This window comes from Pseudomonas sp. 43mfcvi1.1 (assembly GCF_900115935.1).
Lineage (GTDB): Bacteria > Pseudomonadota > Gammaproteobacteria > Pseudomonadales > Pseudomonadaceae > Aquipseudomonas > Aquipseudomonas bijieensis.
Map to the genome: position 1 here is coordinate 1 of NZ_UETT01000002.1, position 19,263 is coordinate 19,263.

Below are 19,263 nucleotides of genomic sequence, written 5' to 3' on the forward strand. Positions count from 1 at the left end.
CCCACAGCGACATCCAACACGCCGGAGCTCGCGCCGGCGGCGATGGTGATGGTTTTGCCGCTGTCGAGGGTGACGGTCACTGGACCGTTCTGCGCCGTAACCGGGTTGCCATTGGCGTCGGTCAGCGTGGCGGTATAAGTGATCGTGCCGTTTTCATTCACGGTTGGCGTAGCAGTCAACGTCACGGTAGTGGTGTCTACCGAATCGGTAATCGTGGTGACCGCAGGCGCAGTGCTTGGCACCAGGTTTTCGAAATTACCGCCGGTGGCACCGGTGATGGTGGTGCTGACTGTGCTGCCGTTGTTATAGACGTCATTGGCCGGTGTCTCGACGTTGACGGTCCCAGTCGTCTGGCCTGCAGCGATGTTGATCACCGCGCCATTGCTCAAGGTCACGGTCACCGGAGTCTGAGCGGGGTTGGTCAGTGTCGCGGTGTAGGTGATCTGACCGCCTTCGGTGATGGTGTTGCTGGCGGTCAGGGTCAGGCCGGTGGTGTCGGCCGAATCGGTAATCGTAGTAACGGCAGGTGCGGTGCTCGGCACCAGATTCTCAAAGTTGCCACCTGTCGCACCGGTAATGGTGGTGCTGACCGTACTGCCGTTGTTATAGACGTCATTAGCCGGCGTCTCGACGTTGACGGACCCGGAAGTCTGGCCCGCAGCGATGGTGATGACTGAGCCATTGCTCAAGGTCACGGTGACCGGAGTTTGAGCCGGATTAGTCAGCGTCGCGGTGTAAACAATCGAACCGCCTTCGGTGATGGTGTTGCTGGCGGTCAGGGTCAGGCCAGTGGTATCCGCCGAATCGGTAATCGTGGTGACAGCAGGCGCAGTGCTCGGTACCAGATTTTCAAAGTTGCCGCCGGTTGCGCCCGTAATGGTGGTGCTGACCGTGCTGCCATTGTTGTAGACGTCATTAGCCTGCGTCTCGACGTTGACGGACCCGGAAGTCTGGCCAGCAGCGATGGTGATGACTGAGCCGTTGCTCAAGGTCACGGTCACAGGAGTCTGAGCCGGATTAGTCAGCGTCGCGGTGTAAACGATCGAACCGCCTTCGGTGATGGTGTTGCTGGCGGTCAAGGTCAGGCCGGTGGTGTCAGCCGAATCGGTAATCGTGGTGACAGCAGGCGCAGTGCTCGGTACCAGATTCTCAAAGTTGCCACCCGTTGCGCCGGTGATGGTGGTGCTGACCGTACTGCCGTTGTTGTAGACATCATTGGTCGGAGTATCGACCGCAACGCTGCCGGTGGTCTGGCCAGCAGCAATGGTGATGACCGAGCCGTTGCTCAAGGTCACGGTCACCGGAGTCTGGGCCGGGTTGGTCAAGGTGGCGGTGTAGGTGATCTGGCCGCCTTCGGTCACGGTGTTGCCCGCCGTCAGGGTGACGGTGGTGGTGTCGATGGTGTCGGTTATCTGAGTCACGGCCGGGGTGGTCGGTACGGTCACGGCGATGCCGGTACCGCCGGTGGTGCCAGTGACGGTCACGCTGATTTGGTTGGCGTCGTTATAAACGGTGTCGTTCGGTGCCAGCGGCACGTTGACGCTGCCGGTGGTTTGTCCGGCAGCAATCACGATCACAGAGCCGTTGGACAGGGTCACGGTCAGATCGGTCTGGGGCGCCTGGGTGACGGTCGCGGTATACACCAGCACGCCACCGGCCTCGGTCAAGGTCGGGGTGGCGCTCAGGGTCATCGTTGCATTGAGCACGGCGTTGGCGGTCGTATCCGTGGTGTCGCCACCCAGAATGTTGTCATCGGTGGCGGCAGCCGCAGCGAGGCCTTCGGTTGGGAAGCCAACGGTAGGGTCGACGCTGCCAGCGGTGGCATCCAGCACCACAAAGCTGTGGCCGCCACCGGCGGCACCACCAGTCCCCGCGGCGGTAGCGCCGGCGGCGGTAGCTTCCAGGGCGGTCGTCGGGTCGACGCCAGCGGCGATGGCTTGCTGCAGTTCTTCTACCGACGGTGCGGCCTGGGCAGTGGCTTGTGCCAGGTCAGTGGAAGAGTCCGGAGCATTGGCGCTCCACTGAGTGTCGCGACCCAGGTCCAGGGTGCGGCCATCGGCCAATTCCAGTGTGACGGCGCCAGCAGGCCCGGTGTCCAATTGGTCGCCTACGTTCAGGCGATCACCTTCAATGAGTACGCGCCGGATGCCCTCGGGGGATACGACGAAAACCTGACCAACAATGCTTTTGACAACGGCAATAACACTGCTCATTGAAGACTCTCCGGGTGCCACGCTCAGTAGACTTCCATGGACCCGGCAGCTTTTAGGCGGCAGCGGTCTGGACGTTCATGTTCACAAAGTAAGGTTATTTGACGCTTTCGAATGTCAATATTTTGGCTTTTATTTTTCAGTTATTTTGTTTGTGCCAAACTATTGACCTTATGCCAGCCATCCTAAACAATCATTGGCGTAATGTCACATTGATATTTAAGCGGCGACCTGTTCTTTCGGTGCGTGTTCCAGCTCCTGTTTTGAACTTTCCGACATACGGTCATTCCGGTTGCCATCATCCGATGCAGCGCCACGTTTCGCTGTGATTCAAGACAAGAGTTTCGGGAATAATCCAACCATGCGTTCGCACCTGCTCAAGGCTTTACCCTTCGCCCTCGCCGCCAGTTTCGTACAAGCACAAACCTTGCCGCAGGCCATGCAACAGGCGCTGGACGTCCACCCTGAAATCCAGGCCGGTGTGAACAGTCGCCTCGCGGCCGATTACCAACTCAAGGCCGCCAAGGGCGGCTACCTGCCTAGAGTGGACCTTGCAGCCGGATACGGCCGTGAAGGCACCGACAGCGTCACCACCCGTTCAGGCGGTAACAATCATTGGGAAACCCTGAACCGCAGCGAGTCGAGCCTGCGTCTGTCGCAAATGGTTTTTGACGGTTTTGCGACGTCCAGCGAAGTGGGGCGTCAACAAGCCACCGTCAATGCCCGTGCCTACTCGCTGCTGGACGCATCCGAGCGCACCGGGTTGACGGTGGCCCAGGTCTACCTGGACGTGCTGACCCGTCGCGAGTTCGTGCGCCTGGCCGAGGAAAACCTCAAGAGCCACGAGCGTATCTTCGACCAGATCAAGCTGCGCACTTCCCGTGGCGTGGGCAGCGGCGCCGACCTGGACCAGGCCGAAGCGCGCATGGCCCAGGCCCGCAACAACCTGATCACCGAACAGACCAACCTGGCCGATGCCGAGACCAACTACCTCAGCGCCGTCGGCCAACTGCCCGATCAACTGGAACGTCCTGCCGACTTTATGGCGCTGTTGCCGGCCAACCTGACCGAAGCCCGCGCCCAGATGCTGGAAAACAGCCCGGTATTGCGTTCGGCCGAAGCTGACATCGCCGCTGCCGAGCAACAGTACGAAGCCGCCAAGTCGAGCTTCTACCCACGCTTCGACGCCGAGTTGGGTCGCACGGCCGACAACGACCTGGACGGCCAGAACGGCCACAACAATGAATGGCAGGCCATGCTGCGCATGCGTTTCAACCTGTATGCCGGCGGCAGCAACAAGGCGGACCTGGAGTCCAAGTCGTACCTGTCCAACCAGGCCCTGGACATCCGCAACAACGCGCTGCGCCAGTTGAACGAAGAGCTGGGCCTGGCCTGGAACGCCTTGAACAACGCCAACGCCCAGGTGCCGGTCGCCCAGCAATATGTGGATCGCAGCGCCAACGTGCGCACCGCCTACCAGAAACAGTTCAGCCTTGGCGAGCGGACCCTGCTGGACTTGCTCGACAGCGAAAACGAGCTGTTCAGCGCATCCCGGCGCCTGGCGGAAATCAAAAACGTGCAGCTTTTCACCCAGTACCGGATCAAGGCAACCATGGGGCAGTTGTTGAAAAGCCAGGGTGTGGTCGCACCGTTGGCATCGGTTGTGCAGAACGACATGAAACCCAAGGTTCAGTTGCCTGGGATGAATTGAGTCTACAACCCGTTTTAATCAGTCAGAGTGCAGAGCGTGGAATCAGAAGTCAGTCCAGTCGAACTCGTTCATGACCCGCGCACGCTGCACGACGACCCGTTGCTGGACGGTCTGTTGGCGCTCTGCATGCTGCATCAGAAGCCGGCCAGCGCGGCGATGCTCACCACCGGCCTGCCGCTGCCCAAGCAACGGCTGAGCGTCGAATTATTGTCGCGTGCCGCCGCCCGTGCCGGTCTGCAGGGCCGGGTGCTGCAACGCAAGCTCGAGCAAATTCCACCCATCGCCATGCCAGCGCTGTTGCTGCTCAAAGACGGTCGCAGCGCCGTGCTGCTGGGCTGGGTCGGTGACGACCAGGCACGACTGCTGCTCAGCGAAAGCGACGGCGGTGAGGTGACCATCAGCCGCGAACTGCTGGCCGATGACTACAGCGGCAAGGTGTTCTTCGCCCAACCGCAGCATAAATTTGACGTCAACCACGGCACGCTCATTCCCCGGGCGCGTTCGTGGTTTCGTGACACCCTCAAACGGTCCCGCTGGCTGTACGCCGATGCCATCGCAGCCAGCTTGCTGATCAACATCATCGCCATGGCCGCGCCACTGTTCGTGATGAACGTCTACGACCGCGTGGTGCCGAACCAGGCTGAATCGACCCTGTGGGTACTGGCCGTTGGTATCACTGGCGCCTATGTGTTCGACCTGATCCTCAAGATGCTGCGCAGCCTGTGTCTGGACCTGGCGGGCAAGAAAACCGACCTGATCATCTCGGCGACGCTGTTCGAGCGCATCGTCGGCATGTCCATGAAGTACCGCCCGGCGCGGGTCGGCAGTTTTGCCCAGAACATCCATGAGTTCCAGAGCCTGCGGGACTTCCTCGCCTCGCTGACCCTCACCAGCCTGATCGACCTGCCGTTCACCCTGCTGATTTTCATGGTCATCGCGATTATCGGCGGGCACCTGGTGTGGATTCCGGTGCTGGCGTTCCCGATTGCCCTGCTGATTGGCTATGCCTTGCAGAAGCCTCTGGTAGCGACTATGGAGCGCACCATGGCCCTGGGTGCCGAACGCCAATCCAGCCTGATCGAGACCCTGGCCGGCCTGGACGCAGTGAAGGTCAACAACGCCGAGAGCGAGCGTCAGTACCAGTGGGAACAGACCATCGGTACCCTCAGTCGCCTCGAACTGCGGGTGAAGATGCTCTCCGGCCTGGCGATGAACATCACCTTGCTGATCCAGCAACTGGCCGGCGTGATCATGATCGTCTTTGGCGTTTACCTGATCATCGCTGGCAACCTGAGCATGGGTGGGCTGGTTGCCTGCTACATGCTCAGCGGCCGCGCCCTCAGCCCGTTGGCCTCGTTGTCGGGCCTGCTGACCCGCTACCAGCAGGCGCGGGTGACCATGACCTCGGTCGACCAGATGATGGAGCTGCCCCAGGAACGCAATTTCGACGAGCGTCCGCTGAGCCGCAAGGTATTGCAGGGTGCTGTCGAATGCCGTCAGTTGAATTTCACTTACCCGGGCCAGCAGAACGCCGCGCTGAAGAACATCAACCTGGTGATCAAGCCGGGCGAGAAAATCGGCATCATTGGCCGCAGCGGTTCGGGCAAGAGCTCCCTGGCCAAGTTGCTGGTGGGCCTGTACCAGCCGGACGACGGCGCGTTGCTGGTGGACGGCGTGGACATCCGCCAGATCGACGTCAGCGAGCTGCGCTACAACATTGGCTATGTGCCCCAGGACATCCAGTTGCTGGCCGGCACCCTGCGAGACAACCTGACCTCCGGCGCCCGTTACGTCGAAGACGAGTTGGTGCTCCAGGCCGCCGAGCTGGCGGGCGTGCATGAGTTCGCGCGGCTGCATCCGCAAGGCTATGAACTGCAGGTCGGTGAGCGCGGGCAGAACCTGTCCGGTGGCCAGCGCCAGAACGTCGCCCTGGCCCGCGCGCTGCTGCTCAACCCGCCCATCCTGTTGCTGGACGAACCCACCAGCGCCATGGACAACACCGGTGAAGAACGCTTGAAGCAGCGCCTGGCCGCCGTGGTGGAAAACAAGACCGTGCTGCTGGTGACGCACCGGGCCTCCTTGCTGTCGCTGGTGGATCGCCTGCTGGTGATCGACCGTGGACAGATTCTCGCCGACGGCCCGAAAGCCGCTGTCATGGAAGCGTTGAAGAAGGGGCAGATCAGTGTTGCTTAAATCCGGTTTGAAGGGTGCCGTGGGCCGCTATTTCAAAGGCTCCGACTCGCTGCACGGGCAACCGCTGCCCGAGGTCAACAAAGCCCTGATCGAGGATGCTCCGCGGGTGGTGCGGTTGACGATCTGGGGCATCATCGGCTTCTTTGTGTTCCTGGTGCTGTGGGCCAATTTCGCCGAGATCGACGAAGTGACCAAGGGCGACGGCAAGGCGATCCCATCGTCCAAGATCCAGAAGATCCAGAACCTGGAAGGCGGCATCGTCGCTGAGCTGTTCGTCAAGGAAGGGCAGATTGTCGACGCCGGCGCGTCGCTGATTCGCCTGGATGACACGCGGTTTGTTTCCAACGTCGGCGAAACCGAGGCTGATCGCCTGTCCATGCTGTTGCGGGTCGAGCGCCTGAGTGCCGAGGTCGATGACCGGCCGCTGAACTTCCCGGCCGATGTGCTCAAGGCCGTGCCGGGCCAGGCTGCCAGCGAAGAGTCGCTGTACATCAGCCGTCGCCAGCAGTTGCACGATGAAATCGGCGGCTTGCAGGAGCAGTTGATCCAGCGCCAGCAGGAACTGCGCGAGTTCGTCTCCAAGCAGGCGCAGTACCGTTCCGGCCTGGCGCTGCAGCGCCAGGAAATCAACATGTCCGAGCCGTTGGTGGCCCAGGGCGCGGTGTCGCCGGTGGAAGTGCTGCGGCTCAAGCGCGCCGAAGTCGAGACCCGTGGGCAACTGGACGCTACCACGCTGGCGATCCCCCGCGCCGAATCGGCGATCAAGGAAGTGCAGCGCAAGATCGACGAGACTCGCGGCAAATTCCGCAGTGAAGCCCTGACCCAGCTCAACGAAGCCCGCACTGATCTGAATAAGGCCCAGGCCACCGGCAAGGCCCTGGAAGACCGGGTGAGCCGGACCCTGGTGACATCGCCGGTGCGGGGTATCGTCAACAAGTTGCTCGTGAATACCATCGGCGGGGTGATCCAGCCCGGCAGTGACCTGGTGGAAATCGTGCCGCTGGACGACACCATCCTGGTGGAAGCGAAAATCCGTCCCCAGGACATCGCCTTCCTGCACCCCGGCCAGGACGCCACGGTGAAATTCACCGCCTACGACTACACCATCTACGGCGGGATGAAAGCCAAGCTGGAACAGATCGGCGCCGACACCATCACCGATGAAGACAAGAAAACCACCTACTACATCATCAAGCTGCGCACCGAACGCAGCCACCTGGGCACGCCTGAAAAGCCCTTGCTGATCATCCCAGGGATGGTGGCCTCGGTGGACATCATCACCGGCAAGAAAACCGTGCTCAGCTACCTGCTCAAGCCCATCATCAAGGCCCGGTCCGAGGCGTTGCACGAGCGCTAGGCACACAGGCCTGTGGCTTGCCGCTTTTGTGGCGAGGGAGCTTGCTCCCGCTTGAGTGCGAAGCGCTCACTGCTTTTTGGGGCCGCTGCGCGCCCCAGCGGGAGCAAGCTCCCTCGCCACGGGATCGTGCCATTCTCCAAGCCCTTGTGGGAGCGAGCTTGCTCGCGATAGCGGCAGGTCAGATTTTTATCGATCACTGACACACCGTCATCGCGAGCAAGCTCGCTCCCACAGGTTCTGCCATATAGTTATGCGTTTTTAATATTTAAATTAACTTTCTTATACCTTTAAAGTCATCCTCCTGCGTACCTGCCGACCAATCGGCGCGCCGCACGACACAAATCGACACGGGACCTCCGTGAGTTTTTGATCGACACGCGCCTGTAAAGCGCGCTGTGCGTGGGAGTGATGTATGTCAGCCGTCTCTTTTTCTCCAGATTCAAATGCCGCGAACATTGCGCCGCAGTCGTTCGAAATCCGTCCGTTCCCCGATGCCGTCGGCGCCGAGATCGTCGGGCTGGACCTGTCCCGGCCGGTCAACGACCAGGACTTCGCCCGCATTCACCGTGCGCACCTGGACTATCACGTTGTGGTGTTCCGCGACCAGCGCATCACTCCTGAACAACAGATCGCCTTCAGCCGCCGTTTCGGCGTGCTGCAAATCCATGTGCTCAAGCAGTTCCTGCTGGCCGGGCATCCGGAAATCCTCATCGTCTCCAACATCATCGAAAACGGCCAATCCATCGGCCTCGGCGATGCGGGCAAGTTCTGGCATTCGGACCTTTCCTATAAAGAACTGCCCAGCCTCGGCTCAATGCTTCACGCCCAGGAACTGCCGAGCGAAGGTGGCGACACGCTGTTCGCCGACATGCACAAGGCCTGGGAGGGCTTGCCCGAAGCCTTGCGTAAAGCGGTTGAAGGCCGTTCGGCGGCGCATTCCTACACGGCGCGCTACAGCGAAACCAAATTCGAAGGCAACTGGCGCCCGACGCTTACCCCAGAGCAATTGGCCCAGGTCGCGGAAGTGGTGCATCCGATCGTGCGCACCCACCCGGAAACCGGGCGCAAGGCGTTATTCGTCAGCGAGGGGTTCACCACCCGCATCGTCGGCCTGCCGGAGGACGAGAGCAACGCACTGCTGGCCGAGCTGTATGCCCACAGCGTGCTGCCGCAGAACATCTATCGCCATCAATGGCAGCCCCATGACCTGGTGTTCTGGGACAACCGTTCGCTGATCCATCTGGCCGCCGGTTGCCCGAGTCATCTGCGCCGCAAGCTGTATCGCACCACCATCCAGGGCGACGCCCCTTTCTGATCGGCTGCGCAGCGCGCAAAGAGCCCGGAGACTCACCATGTCCAAACGCATTGCTTTTGCACCGCTGGCCGCCGCCGTCGGCCTGGGGTTCAGTTTACTGGCCGGCAGCCTGGTCGCGCCCGCCAGTGCCCACGCCGAGGGCGAGATTCGTATCGCCGAGCAGTTCGGCATCGTTTACCTGTTGCTCAACGTGGTTCGTGACCAACAGCTGATCGAGAAGCATGGCAAGCAGGAAGGTATCGACATCAAGGTCGACTGGACCCAGTTGTCCGGCGGCGCGGCAGTCAACGATGCGTTGCTGTCGGGCTCCATCGACATTGCCGGGGCCGGCGTCGGGCCGTTGTTGACGGTCTGGGACCGCACCCGTGGCAAGCAGAACGTCAAGGCCGTGGCTTCCCTGGGCAACTTTCCCTATTACCTGTTGAGCAACAACCCCAAGGTCAAGACCATCGCCGACTTCACCGAGCAGGACCGCATCGCGGTGCCGGCGGTGGGTGTTTCGGTGCAGTCACGGTTCCTGCAATACGCCGCCGCGAAGCAGTGGGGCGACAAGGACTTCAATCGCCTCGACAAGTACACCCTGGCGGTTCCGCACCCGGACGCCACGGCGGCGTTGATTGCCGGCGGCACCGAGTTGACCGGGCATTTCTCCAACCCGCCGTTCCAGGACCAGGCGCTGCAAAACCCCAACGTCCACGTGGTGCTCAACTCCTATGACGTGCTGGGGCCGAACTCGCCCACGGTGCTGTTCGCCACCGAGAAATTCCGCGATGAAAACCCGAAGACCTACAAGGCGTTCGTCGAGGCGTTGACCGAAGCGGCCGAGTTCGCCCAGAACGACAAGGGCGCGGCGGCGGACACCTACCTGCGGGTGACCAAGGCCAAGATCGACCGGGCGACCTTGCTGAAGATCATCGATAACCCGCAGATCGAATTCACTGTCACGCCGAAAAACACCTACCCGCTGGCCGAATTCCTCTACCGCGTCGGCGCGATCAAGAACAAACCCGCGTCATGGGAAGACTATTTCTTCCAGGACGCCAAACCGTTGCAGGGGAGCTGATCGTCATGAACGCGCGTTTGCAAGGCCACGCGGCCAGCAACCCCACTTCCACCGGCACCGCGTTGTTGTCGGTGGATAACGTCAGCCTGGAGTACCGCACCCCGCAGCGGGTGGTGCGGGCCACCCATCAAGTGAGTTTCGAAGTCGACCCGGCGGATCGTTTTGTGCTGCTCGGCCCGTCCGGTTGCGGCAAGTCCACCTTGCTCAAGGCCATTGGAGGTTTCATCGCTCCTTGTGAAGGCGAGATTCGTTTGCAAGGCCAAACCGTCAGTGCGCCGGGGCCGGACCGTATCGTGGTGTTCCAGGAATTCGATCAACTGCCGCCGTGGAAAACCGTGAAGCAGAACGTGATGTTCGCGCTGTTGGCGTCGGGCACGCTCAAGCGTCGCGAGGCCGAGGAGCGGGCGCTGCACTACCTCGACAAAGTTGGCCTGGCGGCGTTTGCCGATGCCTATCCCCACACGTTATCCGGTGGCATGAAAGCCCGGGTCGCGATTGCCCGGGCATTGGCGATGCAGCCGAAAATCCTCTTGATGGACGAACCCTTCGCCGCCCTCGATGCCCTGACCCGGCGCAAGATGCAGGAAGAATTGCTGCTGCTCTGGGAGGAGGTGCGCTTTACCTTGCTGTTCGTCACTCACTCCATCGAAGAGGCGTTGGTGGTGGGCAATCGCATCCTCCTGTTGTCGCCGCATCCTGGCCGTGTACGGGCGGAAATCCACAGCCATCAATACGATTTGCACAGCCTCGGTGGCGTAGGGTTCCAACACACGGCGCGGCGTATCCATGGGCTGCTGTTCAATGAAGGCCAGCCGCCTGAAACCGAGCGTGAGCTGGATTTCACTGATATTCGTATCGCGTACTAAGGGGAACCTCCATGAGCCATTTATCGCCCGTGCGCGAAGAATACGAAGTCGATCTGCAACCCCTGACCCACGTGCCGCTGGAGCGCGAGTTGCCCCTGGGTCAGCGCCTCTGGCAACAGGGCTGGCTGCGCAAAAGCCTGATCCTGTTGCTGCTGGCGCTGCTTTGGGAGGGTGTGGCGCGCTATCAGAACAATGACCTGTTGCTGCCCGGTTTCCTGCAAACCGCCAGCGCCTTGTACGACGGTTTACTCAGCGGCGAGCTGCTGGGCAAGGTGTGGATTTCCCTGGTGGTGCTGATCAAGGGCTACCTGCTGGGCATCGTTTTGGCGTTTGGCCTGACCACGCTGGCCGTGTCGACCCAGTTCGGTCGCGATGTGCTCAGTACCCTGACGTCGATGTTCAACCCGTTGCCGGCCATCGCCCTGTTGCCGCTGGCGCTGCTGTGGTTCGGCCTGGGGCAGAACAGCCTGATTTTCGTGCTGGTGCATTCGGTGCTGTGGGCGCTGGCGTTGAACATGTATGCGGGTTTTCTCGGTGTGTCCGAAACCCTGCGCATGGCTGGGCGCAACTATGGGCTCAAGGGGCTGCGCTTTGTGCTGTTCATCCTGATCCCGGCGGCGCTGCCGTCGATCCTCGCCGGGTTGAAAATCGGCTGGGCGTTTGCCTGGCGTACTCTGATCGCCGCCGAACTGGTGTTCGGTGCCACCAGCGGCAAGGGTGGATTGGGTTGGTACATCTTTCAGAATCGTAATGAGCTGTACACCGACAAGGTGTTTGCCGGGTTGGCGGTGGTGATCTTGATTGGGTTGTTGGTGGAGAACCTGGTGTTTGATTCCCTGGAGCGGGTGACGGTGAAGCGCTGGGGGATGCAGCGTTGATCAGTACTGCTCGCCACAGTTCGGGGTGCCTGGGCTGACGTCATCGCGAGCAGGCTCGCTCCCACAGGGCGATTGGCTGTGTCGCGGATATCTCAGCCAACACAGATGCAATGTGGGAGCGAGCCTGCTCGCGATGACGGTTTTCAATTCAGCGCAGCTCTGTCAGCGCGCAGCTTGAACCTCCAGTCGATCCATCGCCCGCTCCACCAACAAATGCACCCCATCGGCCATACGGCTGATCGCCAGGATCACGCTGCGACGGGTGCCATCGACATCATCGGCCAGGTCGGCGGCGATGGCGCTGATGGACAGCAGGTCTTCGGAGGCATTGGCCAGGAGGGTTTCGGTGTCGATGTCCGGGGCGACCATGAAGAGTTGGGCGGTTTGGGTTTTGCCCGAGGCTTCATCGGTGGGTTTGGGGTTGAGGTAGTAGTCGAGGACGTGCTCGGCGGTTTCGTCGAGTTTTTTGGAGTTCGGGGTTTCAGCGCGGGTGTCAGGTGAGGAGGGTGGAGGGTTAGGTGTAGGTTTGAACATGGTAGGTTTTCCATTGGAGAACCACTTTGAATCGCTTGCACGCGATGGAAGGTGGCAGCTGTGAGCGAGTGTGCAAGACCGGGTAACCACACCAAAAACCCCGGCAGACCTTGAGAGTCTCCCGAACACAGCCGCCATAAAACACAGGCACGAATGCACCATAAATGGCCGGAGGCATTATAGGTTGGGTTTTTACCCGGACTTGCACGTCCGTGTCACCGTTTTTTCAGTGACAAACCCAGACTAGCGGTGGGCCCGAAGCCGGACAAGTTCACCAACATCGCCACAACTCGAAGGAAATCTCCTAGGACCCTGCTGTCCGAGCCGCACCAAACCCAATTAGCCAAGTAAAGCCCCGTCCATTTCCTTTAGACTGGCCGCCCTCAAGCAAGCCTTCAGGACATGGAATGCCAACCCCTCCCAGCACCCTTCGCAAAGCCCTGGTCGTTTGGTTATATGCCGCCGCCCTGATGCATCTGCTCGCCGGCGTTACGCTGACTTGGGCCGGCCATTCGGGCTTGCTCGACGGTTATCTGCAGAACATCGAGCAGGCTTTCTGGGGCGCCGACGCGGTGGTGCCCGCGACGGCCCGCACGCAGCAAGTCTGGTGGCTGGCCTTGTTCGGCGCCACGTTGCAAAGCTATGGGCTGTACATGCTTGCCCTCGTGCACATAGGCAGTCGTCTGAAGTGCGCCATGCCTTGGGGCTGGTTGATCGCTGGCATCATGCTCTGGGCGCCCCAGGACATGTTGATCTCTGCCCAGGCCCGGGTCTGGTCGCACCTGTGGCTAGACAGCATCGCATTGCTCGTATTATTGCCGCCGCTGTTGTGGCTCTATCGCCACGACCGCCGCATATCCCTGACTGACAACGCGTCGAGTGATTCAAACCATGCCTGACTTTTCACTGCTGGACTGGGCCATCACGCTGTTGATTGCCCAGGCGATCCTCGGTGCGCTGGACACCCTGTATCACCACGAACTCACCGTCGCCTTGCCCTATCGCCACAGTGCCCGGTTGGAATTGTCCATCCATGCCTTGCGTTCGTGCTTCTACGGGATCCTGTTCCTGGGCATTGCGCATTTGGCCTTCGAAGGCACGTGGGCGATTGTCATCGCCTTGCTGTTCGCCTTGGAGATCGGCCTGACGCTCTGGGACTTCGTGGTCGAAGACCGGAGCCGCAAGCTGCCGCCCATCGAACGCATCATGCACACGGTGCTGGCGGTCAACGGCGGTGCCTTCTTCGCGTTGTACGGTGTGCAACTGGCGCAGTGGGCGAGTTTGCCCACCGGCCTGAGCGGGATCGACCTGGGCTGGCGCGGTTGGTTGCTGACCTTGTTCGCCATCGGCGTCACGGCCTCGGGGATTCGCGACGGCTTGGCGGCCTTGCGCATGCAACGCGCGGGCAAGCCCGCCAACCCGTTTGCCGGTGGCGGCTACAAGCGCGTGTTGGTCACCGGTGGCACCGGGTTTATCGGCGAAACCCTGGTCAACCAACTGCTCGACGCCGGGCACACGGTCAGCGTATTGGCTCGCGATCCATTGAAGGCGGCCTACCTGTTCGATGGCCGCGCCCGTTGCCTGCGTTCGCTGGGCAAGCTGGGCCATGACGAAACCTTCGATGTGGTGATCAACCTGGCGGGCGCACCGGTTGCCGGCCCACGCTGGAGCCCCAAGCGTCAGGCGCAACTCATCGCCAGCCGGGTCAATACCACCGAGGCATTGATGGCTTGGCTGAACAACGCCCGGCACAAGCCAGCGCTGTGGATTCAAGCTTCTGCCATCGGCTTCTACGGCGTGCGTGATGCCAGTGAGAGCCTCGATGAAAGCGCTGCTCGGGGCGATGGTTTCATGGCCGAACTCTGTGCGCGCTGGGAAGCCTCGGCGTTGCCCGCCACCGAGCTGGGCGTGCGCCAGGTGGTGATGCGCCTGGGCGTGGTGTTCGGTCCGGGCGGTGCGTTGCTGCCGTTGCTGATTCCGTTTCGCCTGGGGTTCGGCGGGCGGATGGGCGATGGTCGGCAAATCATGAGTTGGGTGCACCGCGACGACGTGATTGCCGTCATCGCCCGCGCCTTCGATGACGAAAACCTGAGCGGCACCTACAACCTGGTGGCACCAGAAACAGTCAGTCAGGCGCTGTTCGCCGAAAGCGTCGGCAAGGTGCTCAAGCGCCCGGTGTGGTTCCACATTCCCGCCGCGCCGGTGCGCGCCCTGGCCGGCGAAATGGCGCAGTTGTTTTTCGACGGCCAGCGTGTGCTGCCGAGCCGTCTCGTCGAGGCGGGTTATACGTTCCGTTACCCGACGCTCGACGCTGCCCTGCGCGACCTGGCCTGAGGAGCATCCATGAGCAAGCCGCGGATGTACCTGCTGGCCGGCAACGGTAGCGCCGCCGATTGGTGGGACGATGCGTTGCCGCACTTTCAACACTACGACGTGGTGCCGCTGGAACTGCCCGGCTTCGGCAGCAACCCTCAGTCTCCCTGCGAAGACCTGGCGGCCTACGCCCAAGCGTTGCTGGCGGCAACGGACAAGGGCTGCGCGATCATGGCGGTCGGGGTCAACGCTTTGCTGGTGCTCCACGCGTTGCAACGCGAGCCGGGGCACTTTTGCCGCAGTGTGTTGCTGGCGCCGGTGGGCGCGTTTTTGTGGCAGCGGCGGTTGCCGGCGTTGATGTCACCGCTGCCAATCCGCAAGACCATTCACTGGCTGCTGGCGAACAAGCCGACGCTGTTCGCCCACAAGTTCTCCCGCCAGACCTGGACCTCCGCGCAGTACCAACGCATGGGCGCCGGGTACGCCCGCTGCCGAGCCTTTGTGCCGCACTGGGATCTGGTGCGCGCGGACACCGCGTTGCCGTTATTGGAGTGGATCACCGACCCGGTCGAACTGGTGTGGGGCGATCAGGACAAGGTACTGGGCGTCGCCCAAGCGGCGGCATGGTCGGCCATTCTTGCCCGTGCCGATTTGACCATCAGCCTGAAACCCGGTTGGGGCCACTACCCGTGGATCGACTCACCCGCTGAGTTCGCGGCGTGGCTGGAGTCCGGCGAACGTGGCTTCGTCGCGCATACCAAGGGCGGTCGCTTGCGGCTGGCGGCACTGGCTGGGCAGCCGGTGCCTGCGGCGCTGTCACTCAACGATTGCCACGACCCGCGCTTGCCGAGCTTGCTGGACAGCCTGCCGGACGCGATCTGGGCCGTGCGCTCCTCCAGTTATGGAGAGGATCAGGCCGATGCGGCGAATGCCGGCTTGAGCACCACGTTCCTGCGGGAACCGACATCCAACGTGCCGGCGCGTATCGACGAACTAACGGCGGCGGGAGTCGAAGAGGTTGTGGTGCAGCGCTTCATCGCGCCGCGACTGTCCGGGATCGCGTTCGTGCGTCACTTGTCAGTCGAACTGGAATGGGTCGAAGGTCACCTGGAGTCCTTGGCAGACGGTCACGTGAGCCCCGAGCGGGCGATCATTTCCCGTCTCGGCGAGTCATGGAGCAGCGGTGCATTCAAGCCAGCCCATGGCCTCACCGCCGAAGCGTTATGGCGGTTTCTCCAAGGCGTATTGCGGGTCTTTCACTACGTGCCCGGCGACGTCGAATGGGCCTGGGACGGCACGCAACTCTGGCTGCTGCAGTACCGGCCGATCAGCGACTACGGCTGGCGCCGCCATCTGACTGCCGCCAACATCGCCGAGATCCTGCCGCCGCAGCCCAGCGTGTTGGTGGAGTACGCCCAGCGCCGCGCGGCGGCGAGCATCCCGGCGATCATGGCCCGTTGGGACTCAAGGGTGTTGCAGGACAACGAGCCCTTCACGGCGGTGTTTGGCGGCGCTTCCTATATCAACAACGACCTGTTTCTCGCCCGACTGGCCGACTGGGGCATCAGTGCCAGCAACTACGCCGGTGAGGTCGGTGGCGCCACCCCGCATTTACCTTGGCGGCCCCTGCGCCTGCTCCGTTCGCTGCCATTGTTCCTGCGTATGCAGCGCATTGCGCGTGGTCATTTGCTGACGCTGGAAAACGGCTTGCAACGCTTCGACCGAGAGCTGCATGAACTGACCGCCCAAGGCGCTGGCGGCCAACAACTGGCTGACTGGTTCACCCGGTTCTATGTGTTCGTGGTGCAGGGCAATCTATGCATCGCGACCGCGTTGGCCAGCAGCGGCGGCGATCTGCTGGGACGACCGCCGACCGCCTATGACAACCTTGAACACAGCCCCCATCGACTGCCGTGGGAAACCGACCCGGCGACGCCACGCCCGGCCCCGACCGAGCTGCCACTGCAGGTATTCCCCCAATGGCCCCTGGCGATTCGCCTGGCTCACGGCGCTGGTCTGCCGGGTTTGCGCGGTTACTACCTGCAAGTACGCGAATGGTATCGCGACAACTTGATGCGGATCTTCTTTCGCCTGCATCACGCTATGCCGACGGTGGACCGGGCGCATTGGTTCGCGCCGCACCCGGACATCCGCAGCCGCGATGGCAGCTTCTGGCAGGACGGTCGTGAAGGCACCGAGCAGGCGAGCGGGTTCCTGATCTACCCGGGTCAGGCCCAAGGCATTTTGGGCGAGGACATTCTGCTGGAAGACACCCTCGACCCCGGCCGCCACGCCCACTATCAAAGCGCCCGGGCGGTGATTGCACGCATGGGTGGGCGTTTGTCCCACGGCTCGACGCTACTGCGTGAACTGCGCAAACCCTCGGCGGTATTGCCTCAGGTCGATGTGGCTTGGTTGGGGCGTGAGGTGGTGTATTGCGATGGTGAGTTGACGTTGGTGGAGTAGGCCCTGCGCGATGATCGTCGATCACAGAACCTGTGGCGAGGGAGCTTGCTCCCGTTGGACTGCGCAGCAGTCCCGAAACCTGACACCTCGTTGAACCAGGGAAATTGAATAAATCGCTTTGGGTCTGCTGCGCAGCCCAGCGGGGATAAATCCCCTCGCCACAGAGCGTGTATGACCATCAGATTTCTCACCTCTCACAGCTCCTCCCTTGACGCCTCTCACCGCTGTCGTAGACTCCGCCCATCCGTCAGGGAGTAACGGTCATGCGGCGTTTGAGTAGTTGGGTTGTGGGATTGGCCTTTGTAACGTGCGGTGTCCAGGCGCAAACGCCTGTAGCAGACGATCCATTGCTTGAGAGCAACGTCTCGGCCAGTGCGTCTGGCAACGAGGCGCGAGGGGTGCTTCGGGCACGGGATCAGGCGGTGCTGGCCAGCGAGTTGGCCGGGCGTATCGTCGAGTTGCCGTTCAGTGAGGGCGAGTCGTTCAAGAAGGGCGACACCCTGGCGCGTTTCGACTGCTCGGCGTATCAGGCCCAGCTCAACGCGGCCCAGGCGGCCAGCCGTGGTGCCGGTGAAGAACTGGCGCATAACCGGCAGTTGGCGGCCTTGAAATCAGTCGGACGGTTTGAAGTGTCGCGGGCCGAGGCCCGGCTCAGCGAGACTCAGGCGCAGTCCCAGGTGTATCAGGTCCAGGTCAAGCGCTGCAGCGTGATCGCACCGTTCGACGGGCAAGTGGTGGCGCGCAAGGTCCAGCGTTATGAAAGCGTGGCGGCCGGTGCGCCGTTGCTGGATGTGGTCGACAACCGCACCCTGGAGATCCATCTGCTGGTGCCTTCGCGTTGGATGGACCGGCTCAAGCCCGGTCAACCTTTCACCTTTGTCCCCGATGAAACCGGCAAGCCGTTGCAGGCGACGGTCAAGCGCCTGGGCGCGCGCATCGATGAGGGCAGCCAAACCTTGCTGCTGGTGGCGAGCGTGCCGGATGCCAGCGGCTTGCTGTCCGGCATGAGTGGTACCGCGCGTTTCGCGGAGCCCAAGTGAACGCGCCGATAACGGGCAGCGCCGAACAGGTGTTCGCCCGCTTCCTCGACCTGGAACGCCAGACGCGGGCCGCGCGTACGCCGGCGCAGTTGAGCTACAGCCTGGTCAACGACGGCCAGGCCCTGTTCGGCTTTCGCCACGCCGCGTTATTGATCGCTGGCAAGGTTCAGGCCGTGACCGGTGTCAGTGCCGTGGAGCCGAACGCGCCATTTGTGGCGTTCGTCGAGCAGGCAGTGGCGCAGTTGTTCAAGCAGGGCGTACTGAATCAGGCCCGGGTGATTAGCGCCGATCTGGTCAACGAATCCATCCGGGCAGACTGGCGAAGCCTGTCGGCCGGCCAAGTCTTCTGGCTGCCATTGATCGATCATCAGGGCCAGGTGTTTGGCGGTTTGTGGCTGGCCCGCGACCTTCCATGGACCCCGCCCGAGCAAGTGCTGCTGTCGCAACTGGGCGACACCTACAGCCACGCCTGGCTGGCGCTGCAACCGCGCAAGCCGTGGCGCCTGCGCTGGACACGCAAGCGCCAGGTCGCCCTGGTGGCGGTGTTGCTGCTGGGGTTGTTGATTCCGGTGCGCCAGTCCGTGTTGGCCCCGGCCGAAGTGGTGCCGTTGGGCGGGCAGGTGGTGGCGGCGCCTTTGGACGGGGTGATCGCCGAGTTCCTGGTCAAGCCTAACCAGACCGTCAAGAACGGTGACCTGCTGCTGCGTTTCGAAAGCACCAGCCTCAAGGCCCAGGCCGATGTCGCCGAGCGTGCGTTGGGCGTGGCCGAGGCGGAACTCAAGGCCAATTCCCAGCGCTCGTTTGCCGACGCAGAGTCGAGTTCGAAAATTGATTTGCTGGCCGCCCGTGTCGAACAGAAACGCGCCGAACGCAACTACGCGCTTGAACTGCTCAAGCGCAGCGAAGTCCGCGCCGAACGCGATGGTATTGCAGTGTTCGCCGATGCCGAACGCTGGCTCGGCAAACCGGTGCAGACCGGCGAGCGATTGATGGAAATCGCCGATCCGAACCAGGCCGAGTTGCGCATTGAATTGGCGGTGGGCGACGCGATTGCCCTGGAGCCCGGTGCGCAAGTGGCGTTGTTTCTCGACAGTGATCCGTTGCAGCGACACCTGGCCTGGCTGGAGCGTTCGGCCTATGAAGCGCAGCCTACCGCCGCCGGGCAACTGGCGTATCGGTTGGATGCGCGTTTCGATGCGGCCGCGCCGCGCATCGGCCTGCGGGGCACGGCGAAGGTCTTCGGCGACCGTGCGCCGCTGGCATTGTACCTGTTGCGTCGGCCACTGGCCGGCCTGCGCCAGAGCGTAGGTCTGTAGC

14 protein-coding genes are annotated in these 19,263 nt (G+C 62.2%); 12 read left to right on the forward strand and 2 right to left on the reverse strand.

Translation table 11 applies throughout. The features are described 5' to 3' along the window. On the reverse strand, window positions 1–2,213 hold a 2,213-nt coding region (locus DTP52_RS03350), incomplete at its 3' end, for a retention module-containing protein (protein WP_146206834.1). 358 nt (window positions 2,214–2,571) lie between these two features. On the opposite strand from DTP52_RS03350, the gene DTP52_RS03355 reads away from it, so the two are divergent. The 7 genes from DTP52_RS03355 to DTP52_RS03385 all read left to right on the forward strand — a co-directional run bounded on the left by DTP52_RS03355 (window position 2,572) and on the right by DTP52_RS03385 (window position 11,593). After that, window positions 2,572–3,921 (forward strand): TolC family outer membrane protein, encoded by a 1,350-nt coding sequence (locus DTP52_RS03355; RefSeq protein WP_109751852.1) that lies wholly within the window; start codon window positions 2,572–2,574, stop codon window positions 3,919–3,921. Between the two features lie 36 nt (window positions 3,922–3,957). Then, window positions 3,958–6,114, forward strand: coding sequence for a type I secretion system permease/ATPase (locus tag DTP52_RS03360; protein ID WP_109752337.1), 2,157 nt, complete (start codon window positions 3,958–3,960; stop codon window positions 6,112–6,114). Next, window positions 6,104–7,471 (forward strand): HlyD family type I secretion periplasmic adaptor subunit, encoded by a 1,368-nt coding sequence (locus DTP52_RS03365; protein ID WP_109751853.1) that lies wholly within the window; start codon window positions 6,104–6,106, stop codon window positions 7,469–7,471. The genes DTP52_RS03360 and DTP52_RS03365 overlap by 11 nt, the downstream gene beginning before the upstream one ends. Before the next feature lie 412 nt (window positions 7,472–7,883). Beyond that, entirely contained in the window at window positions 7,884–8,786 is a 903-nt protein-coding gene (locus DTP52_RS03370; protein ID WP_109751854.1) for a TauD/TfdA family dioxygenase, read from the forward strand. Window positions 8,787–8,823: 37 nt separating this feature from the next. Beyond that, window positions 8,824–9,849, forward strand: a complete 1,026-nt coding sequence (locus DTP52_RS03375; RefSeq protein WP_109751855.1) for an ABC transporter substrate-binding protein — start codon at window positions 8,824–8,826, stop codon at window positions 9,847–9,849. Between the two features lie 5 nt (window positions 9,850–9,854). Beyond that, entirely contained in the window at window positions 9,855–10,715 is an 861-nt protein-coding gene (locus tag DTP52_RS03380) for an ABC transporter ATP-binding protein (protein ID WP_109751856.1), read from the forward strand. 11 nt (window positions 10,716–10,726) lie between these two features. Continuing rightward, on the forward strand, window positions 10,727–11,593 hold the full coding sequence (locus DTP52_RS03385; RefSeq protein ID WP_109751857.1) for an ABC transporter permease: 867 nt from the start codon (window positions 10,727–10,729) through the stop codon (window positions 11,591–11,593). A 162-nt stretch (window positions 11,594–11,755) separates the two neighbouring features. Here the strand turns inward: DTP52_RS03385 and DTP52_RS03390 are convergent, their stop codons facing one another. Further along, a complete protein-coding gene (locus tag DTP52_RS03390) occupies window positions 11,756–12,127 on the reverse strand; it encodes a DUF6124 family protein (RefSeq protein ID WP_109751858.1) in 372 nt (123 codons plus the stop codon). A 407-nt stretch (window positions 12,128–12,534) separates the two neighbouring features. On the opposite strand from DTP52_RS03390, the gene DTP52_RS03395 reads away from it, so the two are divergent. From DTP52_RS03395 to DTP52_RS03420, 5 genes are all read left to right on the forward strand, one after another. Then, entirely contained in the window at window positions 12,535–13,026 is a 492-nt protein-coding gene (locus DTP52_RS03395) for a cell division protein (protein ID WP_178082459.1), read from the forward strand. Continuing rightward, complete coding sequence (locus DTP52_RS03400) at window positions 13,019–14,461, forward strand: TIGR01777 family oxidoreductase (RefSeq protein ID WP_109751859.1); 1,443 nt, start codon at window positions 13,019–13,021, stop codon at window positions 14,459–14,461. Before DTP52_RS03395 ends, DTP52_RS03400 begins: the two co-directional genes overlap by 8 nt. Window positions 14,462–14,470: 9 nt before the next feature. Beyond that, a complete protein-coding gene (locus tag DTP52_RS03405) occupies window positions 14,471–16,906 on the forward strand; it encodes an alpha/beta hydrolase (protein WP_178082460.1) in 2,436 nt (811 codons plus the stop codon). A 263-nt stretch (window positions 16,907–17,169) separates the two neighbouring features. Continuing rightward, complete coding sequence (locus DTP52_RS03415; protein ID WP_109751861.1) at window positions 17,170–17,946, forward strand: efflux RND transporter periplasmic adaptor subunit; 777 nt, start codon at window positions 17,170–17,172, stop codon at window positions 17,944–17,946. Beyond that, window positions 17,943–19,262, forward strand: coding sequence for an efflux RND transporter periplasmic adaptor subunit (locus tag DTP52_RS03420; RefSeq protein ID WP_109751862.1), 1,320 nt, complete (start codon window positions 17,943–17,945; stop codon window positions 19,260–19,262). Before DTP52_RS03415 ends, DTP52_RS03420 begins: the two co-directional genes overlap by 4 nt. Window position 19,263 lies beyond the last annotated feature (1 nt).

Coding starts and splice junctions, on each gene's coding strand:
- DTP52_RS03370 (WP_109751854.1), top strand. CDS start 7,884: ATGTCAGCCGTCTCTTTTTCTCCAGATTCAAATGCCGCGAACATTGCG.
- DTP52_RS03385 (WP_109751857.1), top strand. CDS start 10,727: ATGAGCCATTTATCGCCCGTGCGCGAAGAATACGAAGTCGATCTGCAA.
- DTP52_RS03375 (WP_109751855.1), top strand. CDS start 8,824: ATGTCCAAACGCATTGCTTTTGCACCGCTGGCCGCCGCCGTCGGCCTG.
- DTP52_RS03415 (WP_109751861.1), top strand. CDS start 17,170: ATGCGGCGTTTGAGTAGTTGGGTTGTGGGATTGGCCTTTGTAACGTGC.
- DTP52_RS03390 (WP_109751858.1), bottom strand. CDS start 12,127: ATGTTCAAACCTACACCTAACCCTCCACCCTCCTCACCTGACACCCGC.
- DTP52_RS03380 (WP_109751856.1), top strand. CDS start 9,855: ATGAACGCGCGTTTGCAAGGCCACGCGGCCAGCAACCCCACTTCCACC.
- DTP52_RS03355 (WP_109751852.1), top strand. CDS start 2,572: ATGCGTTCGCACCTGCTCAAGGCTTTACCCTTCGCCCTCGCCGCCAGT.
- DTP52_RS03395 (WP_178082459.1), top strand. CDS start 12,535: ATGCCAACCCCTCCCAGCACCCTTCGCAAAGCCCTGGTCGTTTGGTTA.
- DTP52_RS03405 (WP_178082460.1), top strand. CDS start 14,471: ATGAGCAAGCCGCGGATGTACCTGCTGGCCGGCAACGGTAGCGCCGCC.
- DTP52_RS03400 (WP_109751859.1), top strand. CDS start 13,019: ATGCCTGACTTTTCACTGCTGGACTGGGCCATCACGCTGTTGATTGCC.